The organism is Pseudomonas alkylphenolica (genome assembly GCF_000746525.1).
Classification (GTDB): Bacteria; Pseudomonadota; Gammaproteobacteria; order Pseudomonadales; family Pseudomonadaceae; genus Aquipseudomonas; species Aquipseudomonas alkylphenolica.
Genome location: NZ_CP009048.1, coordinates 2,715,114 through 2,731,896 on the forward strand (window position 1 = coordinate 2,715,114; position 16,783 = coordinate 2,731,896).

Sequence of the window (16,783 nt, forward strand, 5' to 3'; positions counted from 1 at the left end):
TGGTTGTTTTTTTATCACTGTAGGGATGAGCTGAAAGAGCCGTCCTACAGCGGTTTGCCGAACAACAGGTACAAGCGCAGAACCACGACTACCCTGACTGAGGGATTCAGGCAGGAGCAAGGGACATGGGGAAATGGGTAAAGCGCTATTTATGTGTATTGTTCCTGCTATGGACGGTTGTTCACTACCCCGTCAATGCCGCGCAGGATACTGCCGAGAACCTGGCACCACCGGCTGAGCTGAAAGTTGCCAACCGCAGCATTATTACCTTTCACGCGAGCCTGCTCGGAGAAGCACCTGCGGCGCGGGCACAGCGTGCACAGGCAGTGATCAACGAAATGCTCAACGGCACCGAAGACCCTGTCGTGCGCCTCGATACCATTCAGGACAGCTACCTGGTGCTGTTGGGGGAACGCCGTGCGTTCATCGTCACGCCCAAGGATACCGACCCTGAAACATCGGTTGCCGACGCCGCCGCACAAGCCGCGCAACGCCTGAAAAAAGTGGTGGAGGAGTCGCAACAGGCCCGCAGCGTACGCTTTCTGTTGACCGCCGGGGGCATGAGTGCGGTGGCAACCTTGCTGTTCATTGGTCTGTCGCGTCTTGCCGGCTTCGTTCATCGCAAACTGCTCTCACAGTTACCCAAACGCATACGCCGTCATCACGATGTGCTCAAAGTGGGGGAAACCCCGCTACTGGATACCAGCAACCTGTTTCCGCTGATCAGGCGCCTGCTGGCATTGGTGTACTGGACCGTGGTGCTGCTGCTCACCTACGAGTGGCTGACCTTTGTTTTGCAGCGCTTTCCTTACACCCGACCCTGGGGTGAAAGCCTTGATCATTACTTGCTGAACCTGCTCCGGTACGTGCTTGACGCCATCGTCAGCGCGATTCCGGGGCTGGTCATCGCCCTGATGATCTTTTTTATCGCGCGCGGGATCAGCGCCTTCAGCAAGCGGGTGCTGGAACGACTGTCCCGGCCCGGGACCATCACCTGGCTCAACCATGAAACCTTGCAGCCGACTACGCGCTTGACGTCGCTGGCCATCTGGCTGTTTGCCCTGGCGATGGCCTATCCCTATCTACCGGGCGCAGGCACCGATGCATTCAAGGGTTTGTCGGTGCTGGTCGGCCTGATGATTTCCCTTGGCGCCTCCAGTGTGGTCGGGCAGGCGGCAGCAGGATTGATCCTGACCTACACCCGCACCTTGCGTCCCGGCGAGTTTGTACGCATTGGCGAGCATGAAGGCACGGTGACCGAGCTTGGGATGTTTACCACCAGTATTCGTACCGGCCTGGGCGAGGTCCTGACCATACCCAATTCGATGATCACCGGGGCGGTGACCAAGAACTACTCGCGGGTGGTGCAAGGCGCCGGGTATGTGGTCGATACCGTTGTCACCATCGGCTACGACACGCCCTGGCGCCAGGTTGAAGCCATGTTGCTGGAAGCTGCGCAGCGTACTTCCGGGATTTTGCAGACGCCCAGTCCTCAAGTGTTCCAGACGGCGTTGTCGGACTTCTATCCGGAGTATCGCCTGGTCGCCCAGGCAGTGCCCAGCGAACCTCGGCCACGGGCAGAGCTGTTGAGCATGCTGCACGCCAATATTCAGGACGTATTCAATGAATACGGGGTGCAGATCATGTCGCCACACTATCTGGGGGATCCGCAGGACGAGAAGCGTGTGCCCAGGGAGCGTTGGTTCACGGCACCGGCGCAGCAGCCCGGTGAGAAGGGAGAAGGGCGATGATGGTTTAGAGGTTGATGAGCATAGGGCCTGCCCCACGCTGGCATCAGGCGAGATGGGGGCGCCTGATGCCAGCGCAGGGCAGGGTTCAACTACGCGATGACATCGAAGCGCATGTGCTCACCGAGGCCACACACCATCAAGCTGGCATGCAGTTTCAGATCGTCACGCTTGCGGCTTTGCTTGAGCAGGTCCTGAATAACCTTCTTCACTTCTTTTTCGGCCTGTTTGCGTTTCTCGCTGATCAAACCTTGAAGTTGAAGCTGGCCAGTCAGGGTTGTTTCGATATTACTGACCGTTTCCCAGTCTTGATGATCGCGCATCTTTACACGCGCAGTGGTTGAACTGCCATCGTTGGTTTCGGGAATGGAGTAGGTCAGTTGAAAGTCATGATTGGACATGGCACGAGGTCCTTGTGGCGTATGAGTTTGACGCCAGCTGCGATAGCCGGCGCGTCCTCAGGCGTTACACATCCTTGTTGACGCACTGATAACTTATGTTTGAGATTCAAAGTTCAATGTAAGAATGTTCTTACAGTTCTCCAGACTCTCGTAACTATCGAGATGTATATCTTCCGAAAGTTATTGCTGAACATAACTTATTGAACTTTTCTCGTCCACTCGCACGCGGTGCCTCGCCGTCAATCAGCTGCTGTTTTTGGAATAAATCCTAGGCCTTTTTGGAATTTCGCTCGGCTGCTGGCGCAAAGATGCACTAGCCTAAAGCCCGCAGACGCTAAAGCGCCCGGCACAGGGCGAGATCGAATCGACCGTGGAGCAGTGAATGGGGCACGACAAGGCTAGGGACAGTTGGCTGTCCGGATTTCGGCACGGATTGCGTTCAGGTGTGATGCTGATGGTGTTGTCGGCGCTGGTCCCGGCCTGGGCCAACCCGACGTCTGCTGGATCGCCCGCACAGGCCGGTTCGGCCCAAGGTTATGTTGCCACTGCCACCTGCCTTGGCTGTCACGCCGAGCAAGCCAAACAGTGGCAAGACTCCGACCATGGCTGGGCCATGCGCGACGCTACGGCCGCCAACGTACTGGGCAACTTCAAGAACGCGCAGTTCGATGAGGCCGGGGTCAACGCCAGGTTCTTTTCCAAGGGCAAGCGCTTTTACGTCAACACCGAGGGCGAGGAGGGCAAGCCTGCGGATTTCGAAATCCTCTATACCTTCGGGCACTACCCGCTGCAGCAGTACCTGGTGGCTTTGCCCCGTGGCCGGCTGCAGGCGTTGACCATTGCCTGGGACAGTCGCAGCAAGGAAGAGGGCGGGCAACGCTGGTTCTCGCTGTACCCCGGCCAGCGCTTTGCCCCCAACGATCCCTTGCACTGGACCGGCCGTTACCAGAACTGGAATGGCATGTGCGCCGACTGCCATTCGACGCGGCTGATGAAAAACTACAACGACCGCGAAGACAGCTTTGCCAGTACCTGGCAGGAAAAGAATGTCGGTTGCCAAAGCTGCCATGGGCCTGGTCAGGCGCATGTCGATTGGGCAAAAACGGCAAAGCCCGCTGAAAAGACCTATTCCTCAGCAACCGAAACAGGGCTGGCGGTGGATTACAAAGCACTCGGTAGCCAGGGGCTGGTCGAGCAATGTGCTTTTTGCCACAGCCGTCGACAAACCCTTGGCGTCGGCCAGATGCCCGGGCATCCACAACTGGACCAGAGCCTGCCGGCGACCTTGCGCAGGGATCTCTACCACGCCGATGGCCAGATTGATGGCGAAGTCTACGAATATGGCTCGTTTACCCAGAGCAAGATGTATGCAGCGGGGGTAGGCTGCACCGATTGCCATAACCCGCACACCAGCAAAGTGAAGGTCGAAGGCAATGGCCTCTGCCTGCAGTGCCACAATAGCCAGGCGCCGGTCGCCCGTTTTCCCAGCCTGCAGGCCAAGGACTACGACAGCGAGGCGCACCATCACCACCCGGCAGGCACGCCCGGCGCCCAGTGCGTCAATTGCCACATGCCGACGAAAACCTACATGGTGGTCGATCCCCGGCGTGACCACAGCCTGCGTATCCCGCGGCCGGACCTGGCGAGCAAGGATGGCAGCCCGGACGCCTGTACGGCCTGCCATCAGCAGCAAACGCCGCAATGGGCGGCCAAGGCCATCGAAGGCTGGTACGGGCAGCCGCAGCGTCCGCCGCACTATGGCGAGAACTTCCACGCAGTGCGCAGCGGCGAGGGGATCGCCTTCAGCGAACTCAACGCGGTATTGGCCGACAAAGGCAAACCGGCGATTGTCCGGGCTTCGGCCGCTGAGCAGATGGCCGATCTCGGTGCCCGCTCGGTCATCAGCCTGGGCTGGGCGCTGCAGGACAGCAGTGCGCTGGTGCGTGCCTATGCCGTTTCAGGCTTTGCCAGCGTTCCCCCGGCGCAACGCCTGCAGCCGTTGTTGCCGCTACTCAAGGACCCGACCCTGGCGGTGCGCGATGAAGCTGTCAGGGCGTTGGCCGATGTACCGGCAGAGCAATTGCCTGCCGAGTCGCGCGAGTCGTTCAAGACCCTGCTGGCTGACTACGAGCAACGCTTGCGCGGCAACGCCGACCTGCCCGGTGGCCGCCTCAATCTGGCCGTGCTGTTGAGCCGCCAGGGGCGCGATGCCGAAGCGATGGACGAGTATCGCCAGGCCTTGAAACTGGACCCGTATTTCGTTCCCGCCCGGGTCAACCTGGTAACCCTGCTCAGCGCCTCGCAGCAGCTGAATCAAGCAGAACAGGTTCTGCGCGAAGGACTCGCGCTGGAGAAAATGCCGACGGCTGACCATGGCAACCTGGCGTACATGCTCGCCTTGCTGCTGGTCGAGCAGGGCAAGGCCGAGCAAGCGCTGGAGTGGATGCAAACCGCGGCCGTGGCGTTGCCGGACAACACCCGGATTCGCTACAACCAGGGCTTGCTGCTGTCGCGCCTGAACCGTCGCGATGACGCCATCAATGCACTGCGCAGTGGTCTTGAGCAGTCACCGAACGATCCAGACCTGCTGTATTCGCTGATCTATCTGCATGCCCTGGCGGGTGAGCGCAGTGAGGCTTTCGAGTATGTGCAGCGCATGCGCAAGGTCGCCCCCGATGATCCACGTTTGCAGGGGATCGAGCCTTACTGGCAGCAGTGATCGAGCATAGGCCCCAGCTGTGCTGATGCGCATGGGGCCGGTTTGATCAGGTCAGCACCTTCAAAACCGCCACACCGCACCACCGCCAATCACGTGCAAGGCCATATTTTCGTAAGTGCCCGACACCGTCGTGCCTGAGCGCGCCTTGCTCTGCTCTTCATCCAGATCACCGACCCAGATCAGCGTATAGGCCAGGTGCAGGTCGAGCCCTTCGTCGACCTGGTAGTTCACCCCGGTAGCGAAGCGCCAGGTGTCGCCGGCCGGGTTGTCCACGGTACGATCGCGGTCGTCGACCATGGAGCTGTCAAAACCCACACCCATGCTCCAGCGTACTTTGGGCGACGCCTGGTATTGTGCGCCCAGTGACGCATGCCAGGTGTCCTTGTACTTGCGGTCGGCAGTGATGCTGGTGCCGGCGTTATCGGTGTCGACCTCCACACCGATCTCGCCGAACTCGCTCCATTGTTGCCAGCCGAGGCTGGTGAGCAGCTTCCATTGTGCGTCCAGGTCATAAGAGGCACTGGCCAGCACCGTCTGCGGCACTTGCATGTCAAGCTTCAGGTCATCGATGTTCAAGCGGTTCAACGCCACGTTGAGCAACGGATTGCTGACATCATCGATGCGCAGCCGGTCCTTGAAGTGCAGGTCGATCTTGCTGGTGTAGGCAAGGCCGAGCATGACCTTGGGATTGAGCCGGTAAAGCACGCCGACGTTGACCCCGGTGCCGACATCGGTGTCCTTGTATTCCAGCTGGCCGTCAGGCCTGTCTGCCAGCCCCAGCAAGTTGTTGTTGATTGCAGCTTCGGTGCGGTAATAGGCGTACATCAACCGTGGGCCGATGCCCACTGACAGGTCATCGGTCAACTTGTAGGCATAGGTCGGCTGCAGGGATACGCCGATAATCGCGGCTTCCTGGGTGAAGTAGCGGCCGGCCCAGTCATCGTCATAGTCCAGGGCCAGCCCGAAGTTGCCATACATGCCAAAGCCGATACTCGAACGCTCATCCAACTGGTGGCTGATGAAGAAACTGGTGCCGGGCAGATACTCCAGCGCGTTGCCACCTTCGTTGCCGTCGAACTGGTTGCCGCTATCGCGTGAAAAACGGATATGGCCGAGCATCAACAGGCCGTTTGCATTGACTTGAGTGCCCGGCAGCTGAGTCAGTCCCGCCGGGTTGTTCATCATCACGCTGGGGTCGGTGGCCAGCACTGCCGCACCGGCGTTAGCCAGACCGGAGCCTTCCTGGCCTGCTTCATACATGGTGATGCCACCGGCCCAGCTCGTTCCGTGTACAAGCCACAGTGCCGAACACAGGGTGGAAATCTTGAGAGCACGCAGTCGCTGGCTGGCTGTAATGGTCATGGCAGACTCTTTATGGTCAGTGAACGCCTGAAGTGTTGACGTAATCCAGCCTAGCCGCTCAGCCATTGCCAGCAACGTTGGCCGGTCGCTGGCGCGTGCATCACGCACTGCTAGGATCTACCCATACCGGCCAGATCAGGGAACGACACAGTGAGCATACGTGAGCAGATATCCACGCTGGAGGCGAGCGTTGCGCAGCAGGTGCTGGGGCAGGCCGAAACCATTCGGCATGTGCTGCTGGGGTTGTTGGCCAATGGTCATGTGCTGCTCGAAAGCTTGCCGGGGCTGGCCAAGACCCGCACGGTCAAAGCCCTGGCGACTCACCTGGACGCAAAGATGCAGCGGATTCAGTTCACCCCTGATCTGCTGCCCTCCGATATCACCGGCGGGGAGATTCTTCAGCAGACTGCCGAAGGCAACCAGATCAAGTTCCAGCCGGGGCCGTTGTTCGGCAATGTCATTCTTGCCGACGAGATCAACCGCGCACCGGCCAAGGTCCAGGCTGCCTTGCTCGAAGCCATGGAGGAGCGGCAGATCACGGTTGCCGGGCAGAGCTATCCGATGTCTGCATTGTTCATGGTGCTGGCCACCCAGAACCCCATCGAGCAGGAAGGCACTTACCCGCTGCCGGAAGCGCAGATGGACCGCTTTCTGATGAAGCTGCACCTGGATTACCCCAAGGTCGAAGATGAAACCCTGGTGCTGCGCCTGGTGCGTAGCGAAGACCAGCAGGTGAACAATGCCAGCCAGGCGCCGGCGCGTTTGCCTCAAGAGATCGTGTTCGCAGCGCGTAGCGAAGTGGCCGGCATCCATGTCGCCGAAGCCATTGACCGCTACCTGATCGACTTGATCAACGCCACCCGCAAACCGGGTGACTACGATGAGGACCTGGCCCGCTGGATCAAGATTGGCGCCAGCCCGCGCGGGGGGATCAGCCTGGACCGGGTGTCGCGGGCCCATGCCTGGCTGTCGGGCAATGATTTCGTCTCACCGGATGATGTGCGTGCTGTTGTGCACCCAGTGCTTCGCCATCGTCTGCAGCTTACCTACGATGCTGTCGCCGATGGGGTCAGCGCCGATCAAGTGCTTGACCGGCTGCTCGATCGCGTCGCGATCCCGGCCTGATCTCATGCCTGACTTGCAGCCGGATGGCTTCGTCTATGCCTCGCTCAGCCAGCTGATGGCACTGGAGCATCGCGTCCGCGGCCTGAGCTTTCTTGCTCGCCAGCCGTTGTCGAGCATTCTTTCCGGCAATCATGCTTCACGCCTGCGGGGCCGTGGCTTGAGCTTCGATGAATTGCGCCGCTACATTCCCGGTGACGATCTGCGTCACCTCGACTGGCGCGCCTTGCTGCGCTACGGCAAGCCCTTTGTGCGCACCTTCACCGAAGAGCGTGACCGGCCAACCCTGATTCTGGTCGATCAGCGCATGAGCATGTTCTTCGGTTCACAACGCAGTTTCAAATCGGTCGTCGCCGCTGAACTGGCAGCCCTGTCGGCGTGGATAGCCTTTCATGCCGGTGACCGCGTCGGTGGCCTGGTGTTTGACGACCAAGGAATACAGCACATTCGCCCGCTACGCAGCCGGGCACGGGTTGAAGCACTGTGCGCCGCGGTGATACGCAGCAATCATCAGCTGTCGGCCACCGGGCCCGATAGCGAGAGCGAGCACCAGCTCGATACCGTGCTGCGCAGCTGCATTGCGACGGCAGGTCACGACAGCCTGGTGTGCATCATCAGCGACTTCTCCGGGGTTTCGGCGCAGACCCTGCAACTGCTGCGGCAACTCAGTGCCCACAACGATGTGATTGCCATGCAGGTGTACGACCCGCTCGCCCTGGAACTCCCGCAGCAGGGGCGCTTGACCGTGACCCAGGGTCAATTGCAGGTGGAGCTGGAAGTCGGTCAGCGCCAGGTCAACCGGCCATTGGCGGCGTTTCTTTCCGGGCGCCTGCAGGATGTCGCCCAGATGCTGCACCGCAGCCAGGTGCCGGTGCTGATGCTCAGCACCGGCGAAGATCCGCTGCTGCAAGTGCGTCGTGAGCTGGGGCGCCTGACGGACAGGGCACGATGAGCAGGCCATCGCCACCGTCCATCGACCAGCTCCAGGAGCTGCCGTTGCCGACACCTGCATTCAGCTATTTGCCGCAGACCTGGGGGTGGCTGGCGGTGTTGCTGGTCGTCGTGGCCCTTGCCAGCTGGTGGGCCATCTGGCGCTGGCGGCGCTGGCAGCGTGATCGCTACCGGCGTGAAGCACTGCTGCAGCTTGATCGACTGGAGCAGGGGTTGAGCGATCCGCCTCAGCACTTGCAGGCGTTGCGCGAACTACCAGTACTGCTCAAACGGGTGGCACTGTCACTCAGTGATTCGGCCACAGCGGCAGCGCTCAGTGGTGCGCAATGGCAACGCTTCTTGCAGGACCATGGCCGAGCGCCGCTACCGGATGATTTCGCCGCCCGACTGTTTACCCTGGCCTATGCGCCGGACGCCGCAGTGCAGGGCATGACGGACACTGAGATCAAGGCGCTTTTTGCCGCCAGCAGGCACTGGATCGAGGCTCACCATGTGGCAGTTTGACTATCCCTGGGTGGTATTGCTTTTACCGTTGCCCTGGTTGGCTTACCGCTACCTGGGCGTCTATCGGGAAGCACGCAGTGCACTGCGGGTGCCATTTTTTGCTGCCATGAGTCGCGCCATCGGCCAGCAACCTGGCAGCCCGGGGACTGGCGGCGGGCGTTGGCAGTTGCTGCTCAATCTGCTGGTCTGGGCGCTGGTCATCGCCGCCTGTGCGCGGCCGGTCTGGGTAGAGCAAGCCATAGAACATGAACAGCCGATCCGCGACATGATGCTGGCCATCGACATCTCCCAGTCCATGCAAACGCAAGATTATACCGACGCCAACGGCGCTCAGAGCGATCGTCTGACCGCGGTGAAGGGGGTTGTGCGTGATTTCATCGCACAGCGCAAGGATGACCGCATTGGCCTGATCGTGTTCGGAACGGGCGCCTATCCTCAGGCACCCTTTACCCTGGATCACGCCAGTCTTGAGGTGCTGCTGGATGAAGTCGGCATCGGCATGGCCGGCCCGAATACGGCATTGGGTGATGCCATAGGCCTGAGCATCAAATTGTTCGAAAAGGCCAAGGAGCAGGAAAAAGTCCTGATCCTGCTCACTGACGGCAATGATACCGCTAGCGCCATCACCCCGGCCCATGCCGCGCAACTGGCCAGGCAGCAGGGCGTCGTGGTGCACACCATCGGTATCGGTGATCCGCAGGCCAGTGGCGAGGCCAAGGTTGATCTGGCGGCGCTGCAGGGCATCGCCAAGGCCACCGGCGGGCGCTTCTTCCGCGCCGATGATCGCCAGGCCCTGCAAGCGGTCTATGCGACCCTGGACCAGATCACGCCACACCAGGTGAAAACCTTGAGCCACCAGCCCAAACGGGACCTGTTCTGGTTACCCTTGGGCGCGGCGCTGCTGTTGTTAGTGTTGAGTCATACCCTGGCAGCGCTGTTCAGTCGTTTTTCACCTCAGCGCCAACCCGCCGTGCCGTCAGGACGCTGATATGGATATCGACTTCAGTGCCTTCCACTTCCTGCGCCCTCTGTGGCTGCTGCTGATCGTGCCCGCACTCCTGCTGCCATGGGCCTGGCTGCGCCGCCATGATCTCAGGCGTCAGCTCAAGGGCCTGATTGCACCGCACCTGGTTGAACCTCTGCTGATTACCCCGGACGATCAGCAACGCCTGCGCCCGGTGCATCTGCTGGTATTGATGCTGGGGCTGGGCGCGGTAGCTGTCGCCGGGCCGACCTGGACCCAGGACACACCGGATTTCGTCGACAACCGCGCGCCGTTGATACTGGCCATCGACCTGTCACCGTCGATGGATGCTGATGACGTGCCGCCGTCGCGCCTGTCTGCGGCCAAGCACAAACTGCATGACCTGATCCAGCGCCGTGCCGGCGCGCGCACGGCGCTGATTGCCTATGCCGGTGGCGCGCACCTGGTGTTGCCGGCCACCGAGGACCCGGAACTGCTCGATACATTCCTGCAGGCACTCTCGACCGACCTGATCGGGCAATCTGGCAAGGATGTTGTCGGTGTGATCGAGCTGGCGCGCAAACTGCTCGATGCCGAGAAAATGCCCGGCACCCTGCTGCTGGTCACCGATGGCGCTGCGCCGGAACAGTTCGAGGAAATTCCCAAGCGCTTGTCCGGCAGTGATCTGCAAGTTCTGGTACTGGCCGTTGGCAGCCAGGACGGTGGTGTGTTGCTCGATGCCAAAGGGCGCCCGCGGATTGCCGATGACGGCCAGCCCTTGCAAGCGACATTCGATAGCCAGGCACTCAAGCAATTGGCGCAGGCAGCCGACGCGCCTCTGGGTAGCCTGACGCTCAACGACGATGATCTGGACTGGATCACGCTGCACGCTCAGCAGCACTTTCAGGCGGTTCAAGGCGATGAGCAGCAAGTGCACTGGAAGGACGCCGGCTATTGGCTGTGCTGGCCATTGGCGCTGATTGCACTGTTGTGTGTGCGTCGGGGATGGCGGGTGAACTGGCTGGGGTTGCTGCTGATAGTCATGTTCAGTGCACCTTCGGAGCCGGCACGAGCAGGTGCATTGGCCGATGCCTTTTTCACCCCGGACCAGCAAGGCCGCTGGGCCTTTGAGCATGGCCATTTTCCACAGGCCGCAGAGCACTTCCACGATCCGTTCTGGAAAGGTGTCGCAGCCTACAACGCTGCGGACTACCCGGCGGCACTGGCCAGCTTCGCCCGCCTTGACAGTGCCTCGGCGCACTTTTACCTGGGCAATATCTACGTGCGCCTGTTCAAGTTCCCCCAGGCCATCAGCGCCTACCAGCAAGCGCTGCAAAAGCAGGCGGATTTCCCCCAGGCCAAAGCCAACCTGGCCTTGGTCCAAGCCTTGCTGAAGGATTACGAGGACCAGCAAGAGGCCGGCACCCCGGATGAAAAAGCCGACAAGGTGGTGGAGGACCAGACCCCCAGCCAGGGTGGGCAGCAAAAGCAGGTGAGCACACCACAAGCAGCTTCTGACCAGCTGTGGTTGAACAACCTGACGACTTCGCCTGCGCAGTTTCTCAAACGCAAGTTCATGCTCCAGAACGCAGCCCGACAGCCTGCTGGAGGTACGCAATGAAACACCTGCTGTGGGTTCTGCTGGCGTGTGCGCCGGTGTTTGCCAGTGCAGCGCCGGAAGTACGGATACAGAGCCGCCTGATACCGGAAACCGGCGTGGTGGTGGGCGGCACGCTGAGCATGGAGGTGGATCTGCTGGTGGACACCTGGTACACCGCAGCGCCAATCCTGCCCGCGCTGGAACTGCCCGGCGCCTTGGTGACGCCACCCAGTGGCGAAGCACAACACCTGAACGAAAAGCAGGACGGCAAGACCTTCTTCGGCTTGCGCTACACCTACCAGATCACCCCGCAAGTGGCGCAGCCATTCACCATCCCGGCGCTGACCTTCCAGGTTCAGCCAGGGCAGGGCAGTGGCGCCGTTACGCTCAACAGCCAGCCATTGACCTTTGTCGCCAAAGCCCTGGCGGGTGCAAGCGATCAACATCGCCTGGTCGCCAAGTCGGTCACCCTCACACAAACGCTGCAGCGCTCGCATGACCCTTTACGGGTTGGCGACAGCATTACCCGGCATCTGACAATTCAGGCGCAAGGCGTCCAGGCCATGCTGATTCCGCCACCATCCTTTGCTCAGGTGCAGGGTTTGAAACGGTATCTGCAGACGCCCAACGTCAGCGCGCTGAGTGATGGCCGCGGCGGGGTTTCCGGTGGTGTGCGTGAAGACAGCGTGACCTATGTGATTGAGCAGGAAGGGCCGCTCAGTCTGCCGGCCATTGCCTTCGATTGGTGGGATGCCAGCAGCGGTGAAGCCCGTAGCACGGTGGTCGACGCCGTGAGCTTCGAAGCAGGCAAAGGCAATTACAGCGCGCCGTTTTCCATCAATGACGACCTGCGCGCGCTCGGGCGGCAGGCACATGTTCGCCTTTCCGGGCATTGGTTGTTGCTGTCGGCGGCGTTGCTGGCCGGTGCTTGCCTGATCTACTTCGGGCGCCCATGGGCCAGGGGTTCTTTGGTGCGGTACCGGCACTGGAAGGAAACTCGCCGCCGTACCTGGCTGGCCTCCGCAGGCTACGCCTGGCAGTTATTGCGTAAACAGTTAAGCAGCCGCCCACTGCGATTGGACGGGCTCTATCTGTGGGTACGGCGTAGCACTGGTAAACGGACGCTGTCGGCATTTTCTGGGGAAGCGTCCGACGCAACTGCTAATCGCTCACAGGATTTGTTGAGATTTTGCTATGCCCCTACCGCTGAGGGCGTTGATGTGTCAGCGGAACTGCTTCAAACACTGCAGTCATCAAAGCGGCAGTTGACGAAACATAAGGTAGAACGTTCGCACTGTAGATTAAAACCATTGAACCCCTAACGAGTGTGAGACAGGGGCTGCAAGTATAGTATCAGCCGAGCTCCGCGCAACTGACAAAAATGCCAGTTGTATCGTTGAGGTATTTGAGATCTTCTGAGAGGGGCGATGATTTTATTTAAGCCGCTACCCTCAGTCATATAAAGGAAAATTCTCATGAATCAGGATGTCAAGGCACGTCTGAACGGCTTTAGTTTGGAGGTACGGGACCGCTTCAAGACCGGAGAAGTCCCGACTCAGGACGATTTCAAACTTCTGATTGACTATATACATACGCTACATCAGTTACTAGGGCTGGAAACTGCTGATGGCGCACCGGGGGCGGGGCCTGGGGCCGGGCTGACAATAGCGAGTGGAAAAGTTGCTGTTGACCCGATGGCGACTAATCCAACAGCGGGCAAAGGTATTACTGTCAATGCTAGAGCAGTGAGTGTGGACGCGGGGGCCGGTCTCACATTTTCCGGAAATAAGTTGGTGGTTAACACCGCGGAGGTCTATCCAACAGCGGGCAAAGGTACTACTGCCAATGGTAGAGCAGTGAGTGTGGATGCGGGGGCCGGTCTCACATTTTCCGGGAATAAGTTGGTGGTTAACACCGCGGAGGTCTATCCAACAGCGGGCAAAGGTATTCGTGTTTCGGGTACGATGGTGAGCCTGGATGATAACGCTTGGATCTGGATTCTTGGTAATCTACATAATGCAAGTCATTATTGTGAAAATCCTTATATGCGGTGTTTGTTTTTTCAGGCGTATAGTACTGTTGCTGTAAGGTTCTATTATCGCGCTTACGGTAGGACGGCTACTGCATTTAAACTCAATGGTGTAGATGCGGTCCGCGTGGATCACGCGACATCAACTATAGTGTTTAGGGGTGATTTGGCTGAAGGGATGATATTTGAAGCTAGATGCTATCAACATCACGGCGACATCAATATGCCTTATACAGTTAGGGTGCCAGTGCAAAAAATATAGATCCCATACAGCTAATTTTCGCGGTTGGTACCGAGTGATACCAACTGCGGGAATTGGTTAAATTTCAACGATACCCGGTGTTAGGCTCTGAACGGAAAAGTGTCGCACACCACCGCATAGAACAAGCCAACGAGACCGTCGCGGCAGTAACCTGAACGAGAAACAGGGTGGCAAGGCCTTTTTCGGTTTTGCATTACCCCCACCAAAATAACATCCCCTAAAAGTCAGTGCTTTGAGTAATGGTCGCGGCGGCATTTCCTGAGCGTCCATCGCGCCCGCGTGAAGCTATCAGCATTTTCTGAAAATTATCCGACGCAGCTGTAAATCGTTCACTAGACTTGCTGAGAATTCGCTATTCCCCAGTCGCCAATGATGTTCATGTGCCAGCCAGGTAACTGTTCAAGGATGCGCTATGCCTCAAGTCCACCCGATGCGTTGGCTGTTCAGTCTGCTGCTGATGCTACCGCTGCTGGTCCAGGCTGCGGACCCGCTGCCGTCCTGGTACAACGGCGCCTCGCGCCAGGCGATCGAACAGTTTGTCGCTGCCGTGACCACAGAGGGCAGCAAGGACTACGTCGCGCCGGCCGAGCGCATTGCCGTGTTCGACAATGACGGCACCTTGTGGAGCGAGCAGCCGATGTACTTCGAGGTGTTGTTTGCCCTGGATGAAGTCAAGCGCCTGGCCCCGCAACACCCTGAGTGGAAAACCCAGCAACCGTTCAAGGCAGTGCTTGACGGCGACCAGAAAGCCTTGGCCGCCAGCGGTAAAGACGGAATGATGAAAATCATTGTGGCCACCCATGCGGGAGTCAGCACCGAAGACTTTATTGCCCAGACCCGGCGCTGGCTCGCCACCGCAGTGCATCCCAAAACCAGCAAGCCCTACACCGAAATGGTCTACCAATCGATGCTGGAGTTGTTGCAGTACCTGCGGGCCAATGGTTTCAAGACCTACATTGTCTCGGGTGGCGAAGTCGCTTTCATGCGCGCTTTCGCCGAAGAGGTCTATGGCATTCCCCCGGAACAGGTCATCGGCACCACCCTGGATACCCGCTTTGAAGACCGCAACGGCAGCCTGTCGATCCAGCGCCTGCCCAAATTGGCACACAACGATGATGGGCCGGGCAAACCGGAGAGCATCGATGCGCTGATCGGCCGTCGTCCGATCCTGGCCTTCGGTAATTCCGATGGCGACCTGCAAATGCTGCAGTGGACCAAGGCCGGACCCGGCAAGCGTTTCGCCGGGCTGGTGCACCACACTGACGCGAAGCGCGAATGGGCCTATGACCGCGACAGCAAAGTCGGGCGTCTGGACAAGGCGCTGACGACCGCCACCCGCAATGGCTGGACCGTGGTCGATATGGCCCGCGAGTGGCAGCGTGTTTATCCCTTCGACAGTATTGATAGCCAGTAAATGAAACACCGCAGGCGCACAGGGACCCTTTCGCTAACCGGTACCTCTCGTGCACGTAGTCGTGGCCAACGCCAGTAACGTGAGACGGAGAACAGGCCATATGAAGCTCAGTAGAAGGTGGATAACGACAATGTCTCTTGCCGCCGGCGTGGCGATGGGGATGAACCCCGTGCATGCCGCAGACAAACCCAACATTCTGGTGATCTTCGGCGATGACATCGGCCAGACCAACATCAGTGCCTATGGCAAGGGCGTGGTGGGCTATCAGACGCCCAACATCGATCGGATTGCCAAAGAAGGCATGATGTTCACCGATTACTATGCGGAGAACAGCTGCACCGCCGGCCGCTCGACCTTCATTACCGGGCAATCGGCATTGCGTACTGGCCTGTCCAAGGTCGGCATGCCCGGCGTGCCGGTCGGCTTGCAGGCACGTGACGTCACCATCGCCCAGGCCCTCAAGGCCCAGGGTTATGCCACTGGCCAGTTCGGCAAGAACCACCTCGGCGACCGTGATGAATACCTGCCGACCAACCACGGTTTTGACGAGTTCTTCGGCAACCTCTACCACTTGAACGCCGAAGAAGAACCGGAACGGCCGTACTGGCCCAAGGATGATGCGGAGTTTGTCAAAGCGGCTTCGCCACGTGGCGTGATCAAGTCCAGTGCCGACGGCAAGATCGAAGACACCGGCGCGCTGACCAAAAAGCGCATGGAAACCATCGACGACGAAACCACCCAGGCGGCGATCAACTTCATCGACAAGCAGGTCAAGGCCGACAAACCGTTCTTCGTGTGGATGAACACCACGCGCATGCACGCCTTCACCCACATTCGCGAGTCGATGCAGGGGCAAAGCGGCATGGTCGGTAACGACTACGCCGATGGCATGCTGGAACACGATGGCGATGTCGGCAAATTGCTCAAGACCCTCGATGACTTGAAGGTTACTGACAACACCATTGTCGTCTACACCACGGACAACGGTCCGAACCAGTGGTCCTGGCCGGATGCCGCCACCACACCGTTCCGTAACGAGAAGAACTCCAACTGGGAAGGCGCTTACCGGGTACCGGCAATGGTCCGTTGGCCAGGCAAAGTCAAGGCTGACACGATTTCTACCCAGATGTTCTCGGGTCTGGACTGGTTCCCGACCTTGCTCGCTGCGGCGGGTGACACCGATATCAAGGACCGCTTGCTCAAAGGTACTGATGTTGGAGGCAAGAACTTCAAAGTGCACCTGGACGGTTTCAACCAGCTGGATTACCTGACTGGCAAGGCTAACAAGAGTGCGCGTGACGAGTTCTACTACTTCAATGACGACGGCGAGCTGGTCTCCATGCGCTTTGGCGACTGGAAACTGGTGTTCTGTGAGCAGCGTGCACCGGGCGGTTTCAAAGTATGGAGCGAGCCCTTTACCTGCTTGCGGGTGCCGAAAATGTTCAATCTGCGTATGGACCCGTATGAACGCGCAGATGTCGTCTCCGACCAGTACTTCGATTGGCTGGCCAAGAACGACTACCTGATCTTCCAGGGGACCCGCAAGGCGGCAGTATTCCTGCAGACCTTCGTCGACTATCCGCCGAGCCAGCGCCCGGCCAGTTTCAGCATTGACCAGGTCCGCGAGGAAGTGGACAAGAAGATTGCAGAGAAGATGAAGCAGTAAGGCTAACGCTGCTCCCTCAGGTGGGAGCAGCTTCTTGAGGT

The 16,783-nt window shown here is 59.4% G+C and carries 13 protein-coding genes; 11 read left to right on the top strand and 2 right to left on the bottom strand.

Translation table 11 applies throughout. The annotated features are described in order from the left end of the window. Positions 1 to 125 precede the first annotated feature (125 nt). Entirely contained in the window at positions 126 to 1,751 is a 1,626-nt protein-coding gene (locus tag PSAKL28_RS12395; protein ID WP_038610656.1) for a mechanosensitive ion channel family protein, read from the top strand. An 89-nt stretch (positions 1,752 to 1,840) separates the two neighbouring features. Here PSAKL28_RS12395 and PSAKL28_RS12400 read toward each other — a convergent pair whose 3' ends face one another. Then, positions 1,841 to 2,149, bottom strand: coding sequence for a hypothetical protein (locus PSAKL28_RS12400; protein WP_038610659.1), 309 nt, complete (start codon positions 2,147 to 2,149; stop codon positions 1,841 to 1,843). Positions 2,150 to 2,603: 454 nt separating this feature from the next. Here PSAKL28_RS12400 and PSAKL28_RS12405 point away from each other — a divergent pair, with 454 nt between their 5' ends. After that, a complete protein-coding gene (locus PSAKL28_RS12405; protein WP_257011885.1) occupies positions 2,604 to 4,868 on the top strand; it encodes a tetratricopeptide repeat protein in 2,265 nt (754 codons plus the stop codon). 60 nt (positions 4,869 to 4,928) lie between these two features. Here the strand turns inward: PSAKL28_RS12405 and PSAKL28_RS12410 are convergent, their stop codons facing one another. Next, positions 4,929 to 6,230 (bottom strand): OmpP1/FadL family transporter, encoded by a 1,302-nt coding sequence (locus PSAKL28_RS12410; protein ID WP_038610665.1) that lies wholly within the window; start codon positions 6,228 to 6,230, stop codon positions 4,929 to 4,931. 150 nt (positions 6,231 to 6,380) lie between these two features. On the opposite strand from PSAKL28_RS12410, the gene PSAKL28_RS12415 reads away from it, so the two are divergent. From PSAKL28_RS12415 to PSAKL28_RS12455, 9 genes are all read left to right on the top strand, one after another. After that, entirely contained in the window at positions 6,381 to 7,355 is a 975-nt protein-coding gene (locus tag PSAKL28_RS12415) for an AAA family ATPase (RefSeq protein WP_038610667.1), read from the top strand. A 4-nt stretch (positions 7,356 to 7,359) separates the two neighbouring features. Then, on the top strand, positions 7,360 to 8,304 hold the full coding sequence (locus PSAKL28_RS12420) for a DUF58 domain-containing protein (RefSeq protein WP_038610669.1): 945 nt from the start codon (positions 7,360 to 7,362) through the stop codon (positions 8,302 to 8,304). Then, positions 8,301 to 8,807 (top strand): DUF4381 domain-containing protein, encoded by a 507-nt coding sequence (locus PSAKL28_RS12425; RefSeq protein WP_038610671.1) that lies wholly within the window; start codon positions 8,301 to 8,303, stop codon positions 8,805 to 8,807. Before PSAKL28_RS12420 ends, PSAKL28_RS12425 begins: the two co-directional genes overlap by 4 nt. Beyond that, positions 8,794 to 9,795, top strand: a complete 1,002-nt coding sequence (locus tag PSAKL28_RS12430) for a vWA domain-containing protein (protein ID WP_038610673.1) — start codon at positions 8,794 to 8,796, stop codon at positions 9,793 to 9,795. The genes PSAKL28_RS12425 and PSAKL28_RS12430 overlap by 14 nt, the downstream gene beginning before the upstream one ends. A gap of 1 nt (position 9,796) precedes the next feature. Then, positions 9,797 to 11,392: a VWA domain-containing protein gene (locus PSAKL28_RS12435; RefSeq protein WP_038610674.1), complete on the top strand. Its 1,596-nt coding sequence runs from the start codon at positions 9,797 to 9,799 to the stop codon at positions 11,390 to 11,392. Further along, the gene (locus tag PSAKL28_RS12440) at positions 11,389 to 12,693 is read left to right on the top strand and encodes a BatD family protein (RefSeq protein ID WP_038610675.1); all 1,305 of its coding nucleotides are present in this window, start codon (positions 11,389 to 11,391) and stop codon (positions 12,691 to 12,693) included. Before PSAKL28_RS12435 ends, PSAKL28_RS12440 begins: the two co-directional genes overlap by 4 nt. A gap of 153 nt (positions 12,694 to 12,846) precedes the next feature. Further along, complete coding sequence (locus PSAKL28_RS12445) at positions 12,847 to 13,662, top strand: hypothetical protein (protein ID WP_038610678.1); 816 nt, start codon at positions 12,847 to 12,849, stop codon at positions 13,660 to 13,662. Between the two features lie 412 nt (positions 13,663 to 14,074). Then, the gene (locus tag PSAKL28_RS12450) at positions 14,075 to 15,076 is read left to right on the top strand and encodes an HAD family hydrolase (RefSeq protein ID WP_038610681.1); all 1,002 of its coding nucleotides are present in this window, start codon (positions 14,075 to 14,077) and stop codon (positions 15,074 to 15,076) included. Positions 15,077 to 15,206: 130 nt separating this feature from the next. Continuing rightward, positions 15,207 to 16,742 carry an arylsulfatase gene (locus PSAKL28_RS12455; protein ID WP_371261984.1) on the top strand — a complete coding sequence of 512 codons (1,536 nt, stop codon included), beginning with the start codon at positions 15,207 to 15,209 and terminating at the stop codon, positions 16,740 to 16,742. Positions 16,743 to 16,783 lie beyond the last annotated feature (41 nt).

Bases quoted from the DNA above. Each gene is read 5' to 3' on its own strand.
- PSAKL28_RS12430 (WP_038610673.1), top strand. From the start codon at position 8,794: ATGTGGCAGTTTGACTATCCCTGGGTGGTATTGCTTTTACCGTTGCCC.
- PSAKL28_RS12455 (WP_371261984.1), top strand. From the start codon at position 15,207: ATGTCTCTTGCCGCCGGCGTGGCGATGGGGATGAACCCCGTGCATGCC.
- PSAKL28_RS12445 (WP_038610678.1), top strand. From the start codon at position 12,847: ATGAATCAGGATGTCAAGGCACGTCTGAACGGCTTTAGTTTGGAGGTA.
- PSAKL28_RS12395 (WP_038610656.1), top strand. From the start codon at position 126: ATGGGGAAATGGGTAAAGCGCTATTTATGTGTATTGTTCCTGCTATGG.
- PSAKL28_RS12435 (WP_038610674.1), top strand. From the start codon at position 9,797: ATGGATATCGACTTCAGTGCCTTCCACTTCCTGCGCCCTCTGTGGCTG.
- PSAKL28_RS12440 (WP_038610675.1), top strand. From the start codon at position 11,389: ATGAAACACCTGCTGTGGGTTCTGCTGGCGTGTGCGCCGGTGTTTGCC.
- PSAKL28_RS12405 (WP_257011885.1), top strand. From the start codon at position 2,604: ATGGTGTTGTCGGCGCTGGTCCCGGCCTGGGCCAACCCGACGTCTGCT.
- PSAKL28_RS12410 (WP_038610665.1), bottom strand. From the start codon at position 6,230: ATGACCATTACAGCCAGCCAGCGACTGCGTGCTCTCAAGATTTCCACC.
- PSAKL28_RS12420 (WP_038610669.1), top strand. From the start codon at position 7,360: ATGCCTGACTTGCAGCCGGATGGCTTCGTCTATGCCTCGCTCAGCCAG.
- PSAKL28_RS12425 (WP_038610671.1), top strand. From the start codon at position 8,301: ATGAGCAGGCCATCGCCACCGTCCATCGACCAGCTCCAGGAGCTGCCG.
- PSAKL28_RS12400 (WP_038610659.1), bottom strand. From the start codon at position 2,149: ATGTCCAATCATGACTTTCAACTGACCTACTCCATTCCCGAAACCAAC.
- PSAKL28_RS12450 (WP_038610681.1), top strand. From the start codon at position 14,075: ATGCCTCAAGTCCACCCGATGCGTTGGCTGTTCAGTCTGCTGCTGATG.